The 14,837-nt window shown below is 36.9% G+C and carries 12 protein-coding genes; 3 read left to right on the forward strand and 9 right to left on the reverse strand.

Annotated elements, in window-relative coordinates; translation table 11 throughout:
- Positions 1–114 precede the first annotated feature (114 nt).
- On the forward strand, positions 115–780 hold the full coding sequence (locus tag B5488_RS08855; RefSeq protein WP_079734932.1) for a hypothetical protein: 666 nt from the start codon (positions 115–117) through the stop codon (positions 778–780).
- Here the strand turns inward: B5488_RS08855 and B5488_RS08860 are convergent.
- The 3 genes from B5488_RS08860 to epsC all read right to left on the reverse strand — a co-directional run bounded on the left by B5488_RS08860 (position 725) and on the right by epsC (position 3,770).
- Positions 725–1,963, reverse strand: a complete 1,239-nt coding sequence (locus B5488_RS08860; protein WP_079733433.1) for an IS256 family transposase — start codon at positions 1,961–1,963, stop codon at positions 725–727. The two genes, B5488_RS08855 and B5488_RS08860, sit on opposite strands and share 56 nt — an antisense overlap.
- Positions 1,964–2,097: 134 nt before the next feature.
- Positions 2,098–2,982, reverse strand: a complete 885-nt coding sequence (gene cysM, locus B5488_RS08865) for a cysteine synthase CysM (protein WP_079734933.1) — start codon at positions 2,980–2,982, stop codon at positions 2,098–2,100.
- Complete coding sequence (gene epsC, locus B5488_RS08870; RefSeq protein ID WP_079734934.1) at positions 2,982–3,770, reverse strand: serine O-acetyltransferase EpsC; 789 nt, start codon at positions 3,768–3,770, stop codon at positions 2,982–2,984. Before epsC ends, cysM begins: the two co-directional genes overlap by 1 nt.
- A gap of 459 nt (positions 3,771–4,229) precedes the next feature.
- Here epsC and B5488_RS08875 point away from each other — a divergent pair, with 459 nt between their 5' ends.
- Complete coding sequence (locus B5488_RS08875; protein ID WP_317041979.1) at positions 4,230–5,459, forward strand: MFS transporter; 1,230 nt, start codon at positions 4,230–4,232, stop codon at positions 5,457–5,459.
- Positions 5,460–5,483: 24 nt separating this feature from the next.
- On the opposite strand, the gene B5488_RS08880 is transcribed toward B5488_RS08875, so the two are convergent.
- The 3 genes from B5488_RS08880 to B5488_RS08890 form a co-directional block, all read right to left on the reverse strand.
- Positions 5,484–7,337 (reverse strand): T9SS type B sorting domain-containing protein, encoded by a 1,854-nt coding sequence (locus tag B5488_RS08880; protein ID WP_079734935.1) that lies wholly within the window; start codon positions 7,335–7,337, stop codon positions 5,484–5,486.
- A 114-nt stretch (positions 7,338–7,451) separates the two neighbouring features.
- Entirely contained in the window at positions 7,452–7,973 is a 522-nt protein-coding gene (locus B5488_RS08885) for a DUF6155 family protein (RefSeq protein WP_079734936.1), read from the reverse strand.
- Positions 7,974–10,217, reverse strand: a complete 2,244-nt coding sequence (locus B5488_RS08890; protein WP_231919826.1) for an FUSC family protein — start codon at positions 10,215–10,217, stop codon at positions 7,974–7,976.
- A gap of 366 nt (positions 10,218–10,583) precedes the next feature.
- Here B5488_RS08890 and B5488_RS08895 point away from each other — a divergent pair, with 366 nt between their 5' ends.
- A complete protein-coding gene (locus B5488_RS08895; protein ID WP_079734937.1) occupies positions 10,584–11,579 on the forward strand; it encodes an NADP-dependent oxidoreductase in 996 nt (331 codons plus the stop codon).
- A gap of 186 nt (positions 11,580–11,765) precedes the next feature.
- Here the strand turns inward: B5488_RS08895 and B5488_RS08900 are convergent, their stop codons facing one another.
- The 3 genes from B5488_RS08900 to arsB form a co-directional block, all read right to left on the reverse strand.
- Positions 11,766–12,512, reverse strand: a complete 747-nt coding sequence (locus B5488_RS08900) for an SDR family oxidoreductase (RefSeq protein ID WP_079734938.1) — start codon at positions 12,510–12,512, stop codon at positions 11,766–11,768.
- A gap of 170 nt (positions 12,513–12,682) precedes the next feature.
- Positions 12,683–13,738 carry an ArsO family NAD(P)H-dependent flavin-containing monooxygenase gene (locus B5488_RS08905; protein ID WP_079734939.1) on the reverse strand — a complete coding sequence of 352 codons (1,056 nt, stop codon included), beginning with the start codon at positions 13,736–13,738 and terminating at the stop codon, positions 12,683–12,685.
- Positions 13,738–14,787: an ACR3 family arsenite efflux transporter gene (arsB, locus tag B5488_RS08910; RefSeq protein WP_079734940.1), complete on the reverse strand. Its 1,050-nt coding sequence runs from the start codon at positions 14,785–14,787 to the stop codon at positions 13,738–13,740. Before arsB ends, B5488_RS08905 begins: the two co-directional genes overlap by 1 nt.
- Positions 14,788–14,837 lie beyond the last annotated feature (50 nt).

The following is a 14,837-nucleotide window of genomic DNA, read 5'->3' on the forward strand; positions in this document are numbered from 1 at the left end:
ATTTAATTAAAATTTGTTAATTACTGTTTTAGTGATACTTAAGTAGTTTTACTTCAAGTGGTACACGATTAACTTTGGGAGATAATTATTTATTAATCTCTAAATTAAATTATTATGAAAAAGTTAATCTTAAGCTTATTGTGCATTGCCTTTGTAGGGATGGCGTATTCACAACGTGTAATTAAGCTAGACGAATTAAAAATGGATTACACTCCTAAATCCCTGGAAATAGATGAATCTTCAAACTCATTAACATTTAATGTAAGTGAAGATTATGTGGGCCAGTTTCATGCTAACCCAATGAGATATGCCAAAGAGAACTTTAGTATTATGGATTTTATTGAAGCCAACCGGAATAAAGAATATGATACTTTTGAAGTTACTTTTATTACCAATAAGGGAAATTTAAAAGTTAATTATAATAACCTGGGAGAAATTATTTCCAGTAGTCAAAAATTTATAGATATAAAGCTACCTTATAACTCTTTGATAAGCGTTTTGAAAGCTAATGAAGGTTATAGCATTGTTGGCACCAAACATTTAGCATTTTCTCGCTCGGGAGGTGAAATTAATAAGGAATTTTACAAGGTTAAGCTTGAAAATGGAAACAAAAGTAAAACCGTAAAAATGAATATTAACAGGGATGCTTCTGGCGTGGCGGTGGGAGTGTTAGCTCAACTCTGTCTGCTTCTTCTCCCGGGGGTACCCCCGGGAGAAGAAAATTTTAGTTTTTCGTTTCATTGGTGGCTAAGTCCAACTCTAGCCGACCTTCAAATTTAATAGCTAATTGTTGAACTACCAAACCCCAGTTCTGCAGTGGGGCGTTCCATTTCTTTTCAATTCTTCTGGTAGCTAGGTAAACCAGCTTCAATAGTGCCATATCATTGGTAAAAGCGCCTTTGGTCTTGGTTACTTTTCTTACCTGCCGGTGAAAAGCCTCTACGGCATTTGTGGTGTATATGAGTTTTCTAATGGGTGCGGTATATTCAAAATAAGCACTCAATCGGTCCCAGTTATCATTCCAGGAACGGATCACTATGGGATATCTTTTGCCCCATTTTTCTTCCAGATCCAGTAAAGCCGATTCAGCCTGGTCTTTGGTGTCAGCCTTGTACACCAGTTTAAGGTCTTTCATAAAATCTTTTTGATCCTTACTGGCCACATACTTCATACTATTGCGGATCTGGTGGACAATACATAGCTGAATATCAGTCTTGGGATAAACAGAATGAATGGCTTCACTAAAGCCCGTAAGATTATCCGTACAGGCAATCAGAATATCTTTTAAGCCACGGTTGTTTAATTGGGTCAGCACCTGAAGCCAAAAATTGGCCCCTTCACTTTCCGAGATATACATACCCAGCACTTCCTTTCTTCCAGCTTTATTTATTCCTAAAATATTATACAAGGCCTTGTGCTTTACTTTGCCTTCTTCGCGTACCTTGAAGTGCATCGCGTCGAGCCATAGGATGCAATATACCGGCTCCAAGGGGCGATCCTGCCATTCCTTAACCTTGGGAATCACCCGGTCCGTAATATCACTTAGAACGTGTGTGGATATCTTGGAATCATACATTTCCTCTATATGAGCTGAGATATCCCGCAGGCTATTGCCCATCCCGTACATGCCTATAATCTGCTTTTCTAAATTATCGGCCAGGATACGCTGGCGTTTCGCTACGATCTCCGGCTCAAAGGTACTGTTACGATCCTGGGGCGTGTTAATGGTGACGTCCCCTTGGCTGCTCTTTAGGGTCTTTTTGCCTTTGCCATTACGCTTATTACCTGCTTTTGAGCCTTTTTCTTCATCGGAAAGGTGCGAAGACATTTCTGCTTCCAGGGCCTCTTCCATAAACTCCCTAAGCATTGGAGCAAAAGCGCCGTTTTTGCCGGTTAGGGATTCTCCTGATAAAAATTGTTTTAATGCTTTTTCCTTTAATTCCTTAATCTCTTCTTGTGTCATAATCTAGTCTAAAAATTTTAATTTAATTTTCAAAGTCTAGACAGACTTGAGATTACACCCTCGTGGCGGTTGCAACAATTGAATAAAAAAAGTTTTTTATTTAAACTCCGGAAATCAAATTCCGGAGTATTTTTTTAGTCGAAAATATTCGAAGACAAATAACGGTCTCCGCGATCGCAAACTATACTTACCACAATCCCTTCTTCCAACTCATCACATAATCTAACCGCGGCAGTAGCAGCACCTCCACTACTCATTCCGGCAAAAATACCTTCTTCTTTCGCTAGTCTTTTCGTCATCGCCACTGCTTCATCTTCACTTACTTCCAAAATACGATCTACTTTTTCAGGTTTAAAAATTTTGGGTAAATAAGCTTTTGGCCATTTTCTAATTCCGGGAATTCGGGAGTCATCGGTTGGCTGAACTCCAACAATTTGTATGTCTTTATTTTTTTCTTTTAAATAAGTAGAGGTCCCCATAATGGTTCCCGTGGTTCCCATTGAGGAAACAAAATGGGTGATTTTATGTTTGGTATCGTTCCAAATCTCTGGTCCCGTAGTATTATAATGCGCCTGCCAGTTATCATTATTACTAAACTGATTGATCATAAAATAATCGCCGCCTGCCATTTTTTCTTCGGCGTAATCACGAGCTCCTTCAATACCAGCATCGGCATCGGTAAGAGTGACTTTTGCACCATAAGCACGCATTGTTTGCACGCGCTCTATCGTTGAATTTTCTGGCATTACCAGTTCTATATTCAATTTAAAAATTCCAGCGATCATTGCCAGGGCTATCCCGGTATTTCCGCTAGTAGCTTCAATAAGTTTTGTTTCTTTGGTAATATCTCCCCTATCTAATGCACTTTTAATCATATTATAAGCAGCCCGGTCTTTTACACTTCCACCGGGATTATGTCCTTCCAGCTTAAAATAAAGCTCAACCTTTGGGTTTTTAACCAAAGTTTGCGCTTTTACCAGAGGCGTATTTCCTATTAGTTCTAATATAGAGTTATTCATTATTTGCTCGTCTTTTTAATATTGATTTGAGGCGTATGGGAAACCATAGAATCTTTAGGCACCGAAGCCGTTAACCAAACATTCCCCCCAATTATGCTATTGGCTCCAATTACCGTTTCACCACCAAGAATAGTAGCATTGGCATAAATAGTAACATTTTTTTCTATGGTGGGATGTCTTTTTATATCTTTCAGGTTACGGTCTACAAAAAGAGCTCCCAGGGTAACTCCCTGGTAAATTTTTACATTATCTTCTATCACCGCCGTTTCCCCAATAACTACACCCGTTGCGTGGTCTATAAAAAACGGAGTTCCTATTTGTGCACCGGGATTAATATCGGTTCCAGTAAGGCCATGGGCACACTCTGCCATTAAACGCGGTACCAACGGAAGTCCAAATTTGTAAAATTCGTGACTAAAGCGGTAAATAGCAATGGCAAAAAAACCGGGGTAAGAAAGAATTACCTCTTCCAACGAGTTTGCAGCAGGGTCGTTCTCTGAAATCGCCCGTGCATCTTTATTGAGTTTTTCAAGGATTCCCGGTAATTTATCTAAATACTCCTGCCAAATATCACGGCAGGGAGTATCTGGTTGCCAACAAACAAGATCTGCCAGTTCTTCAAAATCTTTACCTAATTTTACAATATTCTCTTCTACCGGTGTTTCTTCATCAAACAGCGTGTAAAAGAGGTTATTTGTAAAAGCTTCGGTTTTCTCTTTTATACTGAATTTTAAATTCGGTAGTTTCTTTTGAGCTTTTATTTGCTCTATAACCTCATTCTGGCTCATTTAAAACTATAATTTTAGAATGATAATTTTTGATTTATTCAAATGTAAACAATAGCAAGCCAAATTGCCTTCAAATTGCTATAAATGCTTTCAATAAGTCTATATAACTTCTCGAATATTTAATATTTCAAATAATATATTTCTAGTTAATTTTTTCATAATTAACTACTAACCAGTTTATTATAAGCATATCTTTATTTTATTAATCAATAAATATAAATATAATGGCACAGCAAGGAAATCACAAAAAGGACGATGCAAAGAAGGAGCCTAAAAGAGCACAGGCAACACCAAAAAAGCAACCTGCCAGAGAAGAAAAACCTAAAAAATAATTTGGGTTCATTTTGAAAAAGAAAACCAGGCCACCTCACAAGGGTGGCTTTTATATTTTTAAAAGAATTTAAACCTATACTTTTCTCTATTGTTCCCTTGTAGCCTTACCTTTGCAACTTTCAAAATTTGAAACAGGACAGCGTGAAAGATTATTTCTACTTTTTACGAGAAAATTATAGAAAAGTCAGTTTTGGTTGGCTGCTTACCTTTTTGTCCAGTTTTGGCCAAACTTTTCTAATTTCACTATATGTCCCTGAAATTGTAAAAGCTTTCGCAATAACCGAGGGCACTTTTGGAGCCATTTATGCCGGTTGTACCGTAGCGGCTTCCATAATTATGCTTAGCGTTGGCCATACGGTAGATCATAAACCGGTAAAAAAAGTAACCGCCTTCACCGTGTTAAGTCTGGGACTTTCTAGTATTTTATTGGGACTTTCCTATCATATCGCTATACTTTTTGTTGCTTTAATAGGACTAAGGTTATGCGGACAAGGATTAATGAGTCATATTAGTATGACCATAATTTCCAAATATTTTGATAAAAATCGCGGAAAAGCACTAAGTATTTCTTCGCTTGGATATTCTATGGGAGAAGCTATTTTTCCTATTATTATTACTTCAATAATTGCATTTTTTGATTGGAGAATGGCTGCTATTATTAGTGGTATTGCCCTCCTACTCTATTTAATACGTTTAAAATTCACTAATTTAATAGCTTTTGATAAGCAACTCTCTATCGAAGAAAAACCTTCTACCTGGTTGCTTTTAAAAGATTATAAAGGTGTGGTGGCCGATAAACGTTTTGGGATTATGATGCCTGCCAGTTTTATTTTAGGTTTTACCAACACGGCTATTTTCTTTTATCAATATGTATTCGTAGAGGATAAAAGCTGGTCTCCCCAACTATACGCAACATTTTTTACGGTTTATGCCATTTCCAGATTTATATTTTCTCTGGTAGGAGGTACCTGGGTTGATAAATTCACGGCGAAAAAAATGTTTAGAATATATCTTATTCCAATGACTTTGGGCCTTATTCCTTTTGCTTTAATGGATAGTATTATTGGTGCACTTTTATTCCTAATTACTGCCGGTATTACCGGCGGGATGGCTGGAACGGTAAAAACCTCCTTAATTGCTGAAATCTACGGAACCGAAAAAATGGGAGCTATACGCAGCGTCTTTACCATGTTTATGGTAATTAGTACCGCTTTAGGCCCTTTATTAGTTGGGTTTATGATTGATGGCGGATTTGATTTTAGGACCATTATCCTGGTAATATTTGCGGCAATGGTTTTAATAAGCATTAATTCGCAACGAATAAAAAATATTAGTAAACTACCTGGGAGCATTTAAATCCCGATTAACGAGTAAACAGCTTCACCGCTTTAAACTAAAAGATCCTTTAAGGGTTTTAAAACCTTCAATTTTAATATGATACCAATAATCGTCTGACGGAAGAGAGCGCCCATCTAAAGTGCCATTCCAGTTAAAGGTTTCACCAATATCGGCTTTTAATAATTTCCCATACCGATCAAAAATCCTTATTTCTGAAGAAGGAAAATATTCGAGTCCGTTAATGCTGAAATTATCATTATAACCATCTGCATTTGGAGTAATAAATTTTGGTATCACAATATGAGGAAATTCCTGGGTTACGGCGTTACAGGAAGAAAGATCGCGCATATAAATGGTATAAATTCCGCCGGGAACCAACGTAAAAATATTTGAAGATTGAAAATTTGTACCATCTATAGAATATTCAAAATCACCTTCGTTGGCTGGGGTAATCACAATATCTTCCAAATCTGAGGTTACCGATTCAATTTCGGCAATATCAACCTGGTTAATTTTAAAGTTTTTAGTGGCAGAGCAGCCTTCAGCAGTAGTAAGAACCACGCTGTAATTACCCGACGAATCTATTTCAATTTGTTGAGAATTCTCCCCTGTAGACCATTGATAGGAAAGTCCGGGTAAGCCGGCATCCAGAATTAAACTGGCACCATCACAAAGCTGTAACACTTCATCTTCAACTTGCGGTGTTTCATTTATAGTAAATTCAATCGCCGTTCTAGCGCCTGGAGTACAATTAAAACCTTCGTTTATAGCTTCAACATAATAAGTCCCGGCTGTTTCTGGCACAAAAGAAGTGGTATTTTCAGCGAGTAGATTGTTATTTTCATCATACCAATTTGCGATTTCGGTTTCTTCAATTTCAACATTTAAAGCAGGAATATCGTCATCACTACAAATACTAACATTGCCATCACTTTGTGGTGGCGCGGGAGTTTTTAGAATATTCACCGTAAAAATTTTAGAAACAGAACTACAAAGGTTAGCGTTTAAATTCACAGCATCTTCAGCTACTTTCACCCTAAAGAAACGAGAACTATTTAAAGCCGGAGTATTGTAAATTTCATCATTTTCACTGGGAATATTCGTCCAGGTTTGATTATCAGTGCTTTCCTGCCATTGATAAGCGTGGGAGCTATACACCGAATAATCTGGAGTAGCTTCAAGTCTAAGGTTTACAGGTGCTTCTTCAGCGCAAAGATCTATACGGTTTTCATCATTTTCTGCAGTAACGGTAGTAAGATCGCCGCAAGACCTAAAAATTATATCGTCTATAGCCAGGTCGTTTCCGCAGCCGCCATCACCATTATTAAACATTTTTAGAATTACAGAATCCTGCCCTACTTCGGTTTGAAATGTAAGCGCATACTGCTCCCATTCTGGACTGCTCAATGAAGGAATATTTCCGGTATTTCCTTCCTTTAATAAATTTGCATCATTCTCATCCCAGATTTCAAAACGAACATTTATGGGAATACCACCATCTGGACATACAGTGCTCGAGCGATTGTAAATATTAATTAGAAAAGCAGAAAATTCATAGGTAGTATTTTCGCATAGTCCGCTAATTTCTGTTCTGTAGAATCTTCCAGAACTAAAAGAAGCATTTACAATTAAGGCGTCGCGATTTGAGACGGTGCCGTTAGGCAAACTTGAATGCCAGGAAGTAATTACACCTCCTATTTGGCTGGAAAGTGTATATTCCCCATCCTGCGGATCCTGGTCAACATAAGTATAATTGGTCGTGCCGGCAGGTAATTGCGAGACGGTTTCAAAATCTTCGTAAAAAATAGGATCACCCTTGCTGCCTTCACAAAAGCCTAACTGGGCAAAACCTGAAGTGCAAATTATAAGAAAACAAAAAAGAAAGAAAACTTTCATTAATTATATGGTCAATCCCATAGCAAAAATAATCCCTGGTTTAATCCATTTCCGGAATTATGCTAATATTAGATTCCAGCATCATGCTGGTTTCATTTTCTCAAATGTACACATTTACAGCGCTTCCTGAAATTGCATTTCAATTTTTTCAAACCTATAAGCATTTGGCCAACTTTGGCTTTCGGCTTCTGCTGCTATTTTTAAGATTCTAAGTTTGAATTCTGCAAGAATTCCTTCTTTCAAAATAAATTTCACAGCTTCTTCAAAAGATTTAAACATACTTTTACAAAAGCTCTCTTTTAAATTACCTTTTTCTTCAGCAAAAGTTTGCGCAATTTCAATATTAAAAAGCATTAAATCTGCTGTTAAATGTGGTTCTACCCCAAGTTGCTGAAAATGCTTAATTTCTTTTTGAGCAATAGATCTCCTGGCTTTTGGTTTGCGCCTGGTTTTAGGAAAATATTCTTTAGAAATCTTTAATTTAGCTTTCCGCATTAATTCTTCTTCCCGCGGATTAAATACAAAATCGTAAAAAACTTTTACCGGTTTAAAACGTTCGTATAAATCTACAATTTGCGCTTCCAGCTGTTCTTTATCTAACTCCTGAAGGTATTTTTTTAATTGGCGTTTACTCATTTAGCTGAATTTTGTTTTCGCTATGATTTTTTGAAGGTTTTCTGAAATCTCTAATAACCACTGAACCTGGCTACTAACCAATTGGGCTTCCTGCAACCTTAACTGCACGTCTTTTTCATCTTTTTGCGGGTCTTCTTTTAATTGATTTTCCCTTTCTACCAATAATTCCTTATAGGTTTTTAATAAAGCTGAAGCCGCTTTTTCGGTTCGGGAAGAGTCAAAGCCTTTTAAAGTTTCAGCGTCTTCCAAACCCTTTACCGCATTTTCCAAATTAGTACAAATATGGGAAACAAAAACTTCAAAATTCTTAGAAGCTGCGGTAGTTTTATGATTCTGAATAAAAGTCCCCAGGGAAGCCAGCGCCGAAAGAAAAGTTTGATTTAAACCCACAATTTTATAAAGCTGCCCTAATTCTTTTTGCTTATATTTTGGTTCCTGCGTCATTCGTTGAAAAGAAGCACTTAAATTGCCCATTTCTAAAAATGCTTTCTTTCTCGATAGCTTATAAGAGGTGGGCAAGGTTCCTTTATCGTGGTAAAAACCATCAATTTCTTTAAGGTATTTTTTGTTTGCACCAATACTTTCTTTAATCACATTTTTAATATGCTGCGATTCCCAGGCGGGCCATAAAACCAGGTTCCCAAGGGCAGCCAGCCCTGCACCCAAAACAGTGTCTATCACCCTAAACTGAATCACATTAAAAACATCTGGTTTTAAAAGCGAATAAATAAAAACAATACTCAAGGTGATAAAAACCGCTGCTGTACGGTAATTTCGTTGTAAAAGGGAAAAAGCCAGGGTGAGCGAAAACAGCCCAAGAATTCCATACACTACCTGGTTTTTTGTTATAAAAACAATCCCCAGCGCGATAACGGCGCCTATTAAAGTTCCAATAATTCGCTGTTTAGAACGGTCTTTTGTAAGTCCGTAATTAGGACGCATAATTACCACGATGGTAAGGATGATCCAGTAAGCATTTTCAAACGAAAAATATAATCCTATGCTGAATCCCACAAGAATTACAATTGCCAGCCTTAGGGAATGCTTAAAAATTGGGGAACCAAAATTAAAGTTTTCAATAAGCATTTTAGGGTCGTAATCCTGCGGAGTAATAAATTGGGAAACTTCTTTATTTTTCAATAAAACCGGTTCCCGGGTATCTAAATTATGTAAAACCCTAACTATGGTATTTATTTTTTGTCCTTGTTTTTCTAAATAATCGAATAGATTCTGAAGGAGAAATGCTTTTTCGTTATTTTCTGAAGAAATAAGCACCCGTACGTCCTTAAAATTTTCTTCTATAGCTTTTAAATATTGCCGAATTTCTTTTGTTGAAGACTTCTTTTTCTTTTCAATAACCACTGAAATTTCATCAAGCTGAGAGGCGATTTTTTTAATCAGTTTTTTAAAACGATCCAGTAATTCGCGGTCCTCCTGCAAGACTTCGTCCATTTTTTTGTAATCTACAGGATTGGCCATGGCCAGCTCCAGGATATCTACCAGTTCAATAAAAATAAGTAGGCGTTTACGGGCATAATTCGAATTTCCGGAAGCACGTCTCGCATTTATAAGAATGTTTCTAAGACTTTCGTGTTTCTCGTTAAGATCGCTTTGAAGCAAGAATAATTCTTTCTGAAGTTTTTCTCTTTCAGCGGTTTCGGTGAGTAAATGGGCCCTTGTTTTTAGATATTGGGCTGTGAGTTCAAGACATTCAGCTAAAAGCTGTTCAGTATGGTGTTTAGGATTTAGATAATTCCAAATATTACTCAAAACCAGATACCACAAACCACCTCCAACTATGAGCAAACCGCGTTCCCATGGGAGAATTTCAGTAGAAATATTCGCAAAACTTAAAACAATGGCAAACAAACCTGCAAAAGCAACCAGCGAAGCCCTAAAACCATAAACGGCCAAATAGGCAATTCCGAACATTAAAATTCCTAAAAGTGGCAAAACCAGCCATAAGTAGGCTGAAGCATATCCCATAATTATAGAAACAAGGCCTGCCAGCAGCGCCGCGAGAATTACTCCTATATTTCTATGTCTAAAACTGCCGGGGATATCACTGGGCGAACTTAATAGCGCACCCATTGCCAGGACTACACCTATTTCAAAATCACCCAGCCAGATAAAAATTGCCACGGGAGAACCTATAGCAAAAGTGAGTACCATAGCTTTAGAGAAATCGGTGCTTCTAATATATTTCAGGAATTCCTGCCAGTAAGTAAGTATAATGTTAGGCAAATCTTGTGCGTTTATTGGGACAAAGTTACGGTGTATTATAGAGTATAAACCAATACTTTAAGAAATGATAACATTTAAACGATATTCGAGATTTAATCTTCCGGGCGTGCAAGCCCCTTGACCAGTAAGGTCTCGAAATCAAATTATATTTTTTAAGAATATCGCGTAGGCTTTACCCGAAGTAGGTTGTAACAAATAATGATTTTAAGTTTAAATTAATAGTTGTGAGTTGCAGGGTTCTTTTCTTAGCAGTAATTTAAACAGTAAATGAAATTTTGAAACTTGAAAATACATTTTTCCAAATTTCTATTTTGAACTTATTAGCCTGAAAAAGGGAATTAATAATTTAAAAAAATCAGATTTAAAATGAATAAAAGTATATTATTAAAAAATAGACCAAAAGGAAAACCTTCACTTTCAGATTTTGAAATCACCAAAATTGAAAAACCGTCGGCAAAAGATGGAGAGATTTTACTGGAAACCAAATATATTTCAGTAGATCCTTATTTACGCGGAAGAATGCGGGATGAGGAATCTTATATTCCGCCATTTGAATTGAACAAACCCATAGAATCAATGTTGGTTGCTGAAGTTGTGGAAAGCAATAACAAAAACTTTAAAACTGGAGATTTTGTTAGCGGAATGTTGAAGTGGGAGCTTTTTCAAACCCACACGGGTGAGAATTTGAATAAGATTGACACCAACCTGGCCAAACCCAGTGCTTATCTCGGTATTTTAGGCTTAACCGGGTTAACTGCACATTTAGCGCTTAAACATATTGGAAAACCTGAAAAAGGAGAAACCTTAGTTGTTTCCGGGGCTGCCGGGGCCGTGGGAAGTGTAGCTGGACAGATTGGGAAAATTAAAGGCTGCAAAGTGATTGGAATCGCAGGAAGTGATGAAAAGATTGATCATATAAAAGAGAAATTCGGCTATGATGAAGGTATAAATTATAAAACCACTAAAAATATGCAAAAAGCAATTCAGAAAAATTGTCCTGATGGTGTAGATGTTTATTTTGACAATGTTGGTGGTGAAATTCTAGATGCAGTAATGATGAATATTAATCGTTTTGCCCGAATTATTAATTGCGGTGCGATTTCTATTTATAATGAAAAAGGAATGCCTACGGGCCCAAGACTTGAAGGAATTATGATCAAAAAGAGTGCTTTAATGCAGGGCTTTTTAGTGCGTAACCATTTTGATGAATTTGAAAGTTCTATTAAAGAACTAGCCGGTTGGTTAAATGAAGGAAAACTTAAATACGATGAAACTATTGTAAAAGGTTTCGATGAAACACCGCAGGCATTTTTAGATCTTTTTGAAGGAAAAAATACAGGAAAAATGGTGGTTGAAATTTAGGAAGAGAATCCAATCCTAAAATTGGAAATAAAAAAAGAGGCTGTATGAAAAGTTTTTAAATCGTCATCCTGAATTTATTTCAGGATCTAAAACACTATTAATCAAAATATTTTAGAAGCTAAAACGAGTTCAGCTTGACGAAACCAGACTTTTCATACAGCCTCCTTTAAATAGTAAGAGCCTAATCTATTGCTCCTGATCTGTTGGCATTATATAAACATCATTAATGTTAGCTCTTTTTGGCTGACTTAAAGAATAATAGATCGCATTAGCAATATCTTCTGCTTGCAATGGAGTTAATTCTTTAAACATTGGCTCCATATCTTTCTTGATCTCGTCATCGGTAATCGTATCTGTTAATTCGGTAGATACAAATCCTGGATCTATAGAAGTTACATTTATGCCGTAATGAGGAGCTAATTCTGCTCTGAGTCCTTCAGTAAACATTTTTACCGCGGCTTTGGTGGCACAATAAACAGCTCCGCCAGGATAATATTTGTGTGCAGCACTAGAAGAAATATTAATAATATGTCCGCTTTTTTGCTCCATCATTGTTGGTAGCACTGCAGAAACACCGTTAGTTACTCCTTTTATATTTACATCTATCATCTTATCCCACTCATCGGTATGTAGATTTTTAACGTAAGAAAGTGGCATTAAACCGGCGTTATTTATAATCCCATCAATGCTTCCAAATTCCTCTAAAGTTGATGAAACAACCTTTTTAAAATCTTCTTTCTTAGTTACATCAGCAGGAACTACTAAAGCCATTCCGCCGTTTTTCACGATTTCATCTTTCAAAGAATTCAATCTATCTTCACGACGTGCACTCAATACTACATTAGCGCCTTCCTGAGATAATTTTTTAGCAGTAGCTTCTCCAATTCCACTAGAAGCTCCAGTTATAATTATTGTTTTTCCTTTAATACTCATATCTATTTTTTTTGGTTTCACTCAAAACTAACTTAATGAGTAGTTCAATACCAGCAATTTTAGATTTTTAGTATGGGTTTAACGGCAGAGCCTAACATATATCAATAATTATGATACCAGGCTCTTAATTTTTTATGAAACAAACTGGATTTAGAGGAATTAGAAGTAATTCAATCTTCCAGAAATTCGGTAATTTCTTTAACGGTCGATCTTGCACTTCGCCCAACCCCAATTAATGTGGCTGATGCATATCCGGTCCAGCCACCATATCCTACCAACCAAAGTCCGCTAGTGCTTTTGGCTCTCGTCCCGTCGGTTTTAATTTTACCCTTAGCATCGGGATATGTAATATTATTTAAATGACCCGTGGCATAATGAAATCCGGTACACCAAATAACAGCATCAAAATCTTCTTTAGCTCCATTTTCCCAAATCACGCCATTTTCGGTAAACTCGGTAAAACTTCCTTTAGATTTAAGCACTCCCCGCTTCCGGGCTTCTTTCACCGTTGGCACCATCACGATATTTCCAAGATTATACTGTTCAGGCTTGAATTTCTTTCCTTCCTTTTCGGCTTTATATTTTGCGGTAGCCACATTAAAAAGTATTCTTCCATCTACATCGTCGGGTAAATATTCGGGATCTTTTAAGGTTGCCCAGCTAGTGTTCGCTGCTTTAGAAACTTCAGCTAAAATTTGTGCCCCGGAATTTCCTTCCCCAATAATAAGCACATTCTTATTCTCAAGGTCAGCTGTATTTCTATATTGAGCCGAATGAATTTGTTTTCCGCGGAAAATATCTATTCCTTTAATTTTAGGAATAAAAGGCGCTTTCCAGGTACCGGTTGCTGAAATCACTGTTTTTGCTGAAAATTCTCCTGCTGAAGTTTTAATCCTAAAAATGCCTGCTTCCTTTATTATATTTTCAACTTTAACCGGACGCTTAACCGAAAACTCATAACGTTCTTCGTACTTACATAAATAATTTATCACGTGATCTTTGGGCGGAAATCCATCTTCGTTCTTAGGCATTAGCCAACCTGGAAGCGAGGAATGATCTGCCGGGGAGAAAAGCCTTAAAGAATCCCAGGTTTTTTGCCAGGCTCCACCGCAGTTTTCCTGTTCATCAAGTATTAAATAATTCAGTTTTGTTCTTCTTAAATAATAAGCGCAGGCGAGTCCGCTTTGGCCACCTCCAATTATTATTACGTCGTAAACTTCAGCCATTATGCTAATTTTTCTTTAGGATAATATTTCTGTTTCAACCAAAACGCGACACTTACCAAACCAATTAAAACCGGAACTTCCACCAATGGCCCAATCACTCCGGCAAACGCCTGGCCGCTATCTATTCCGAAGACAGCAATAGCTACGGCAATAGCAAGTTCAAAATTATTCCCCGTTGCGGTAAAAGAAATAGAAGCGTTCTGCTTATATCCTGCTCCGAAATATTTGGACACAAAAAAGCTTATAAAAAACATCAAAATAAAATAAACTACCAGTGGAACAGCAATTAAAACAATATCTACCGGGATTTCCACAATGGTTTCCCCTTTTAGACTGAACATCACTAAAATTGTAAATAACAATGCGATTAATGTGAGAGGGGAAATAGCCGGAAGAAACTTTTCTTTATACCAGGTTTCTCCTTTAGCTCTAACCAGGAAAAACCGACTTAAATACCCGGCCAGAAAAGGTATTCCCAGGTAAATAGCTACGCTTTCGGCAATTGTACCAATAGAAATGTCTACAATAGCTCCTTCAAACCCAAAAAATGGCGGTAAAACAGTGATGAAAATCCAGGCATAAAAACTATAGAAAAAAACCTGAAAAATACTATTTAAAGCCACCAAACCAGCGCCATATTCGCTACTGCCTTCGGCAAGGTCGTTCCACACCAAAACCATTGCGATGCAACGGGCAAGACCTATTAAAATAAGTCCAACCATATATTCTGGGTGATCCTGGAGAAAAATTATGGCGAGAAAAAACATTAAAATAGGGCCAATAATCCAGTTAAGTAATAAGGAGACACTAAGTATTTTTACATTTTTAAAAATTTTGGGCAAATATGTATAATTCACTTTGGCCAGTGGCGGATACATCATCAAGATTAATCCAATTGCTATAGGAATGTTGGTGGTGCCCACACTATAAGAATCAATAATCCCGGCGCTTTGCGGAGCGTAATAACCAATAGCGACGCCAATAAACATTGCCAGGAAAATCCATAATGTAAGATTTTTGTCAAGAAAATTCATTTTTTTTCGAGCCATAGTAAATAGTAGTTTTTATTCTATAAGTAAGATTTAAGTTGAGGATTTTG

It is taken from the genome of Salegentibacter salegens, from assembly GCF_900142975.1.
In the GTDB taxonomy this organism is placed as follows: domain Bacteria; phylum Bacteroidota; class Bacteroidia; order Flavobacteriales; family Flavobacteriaceae; genus Salegentibacter; species Salegentibacter salegens.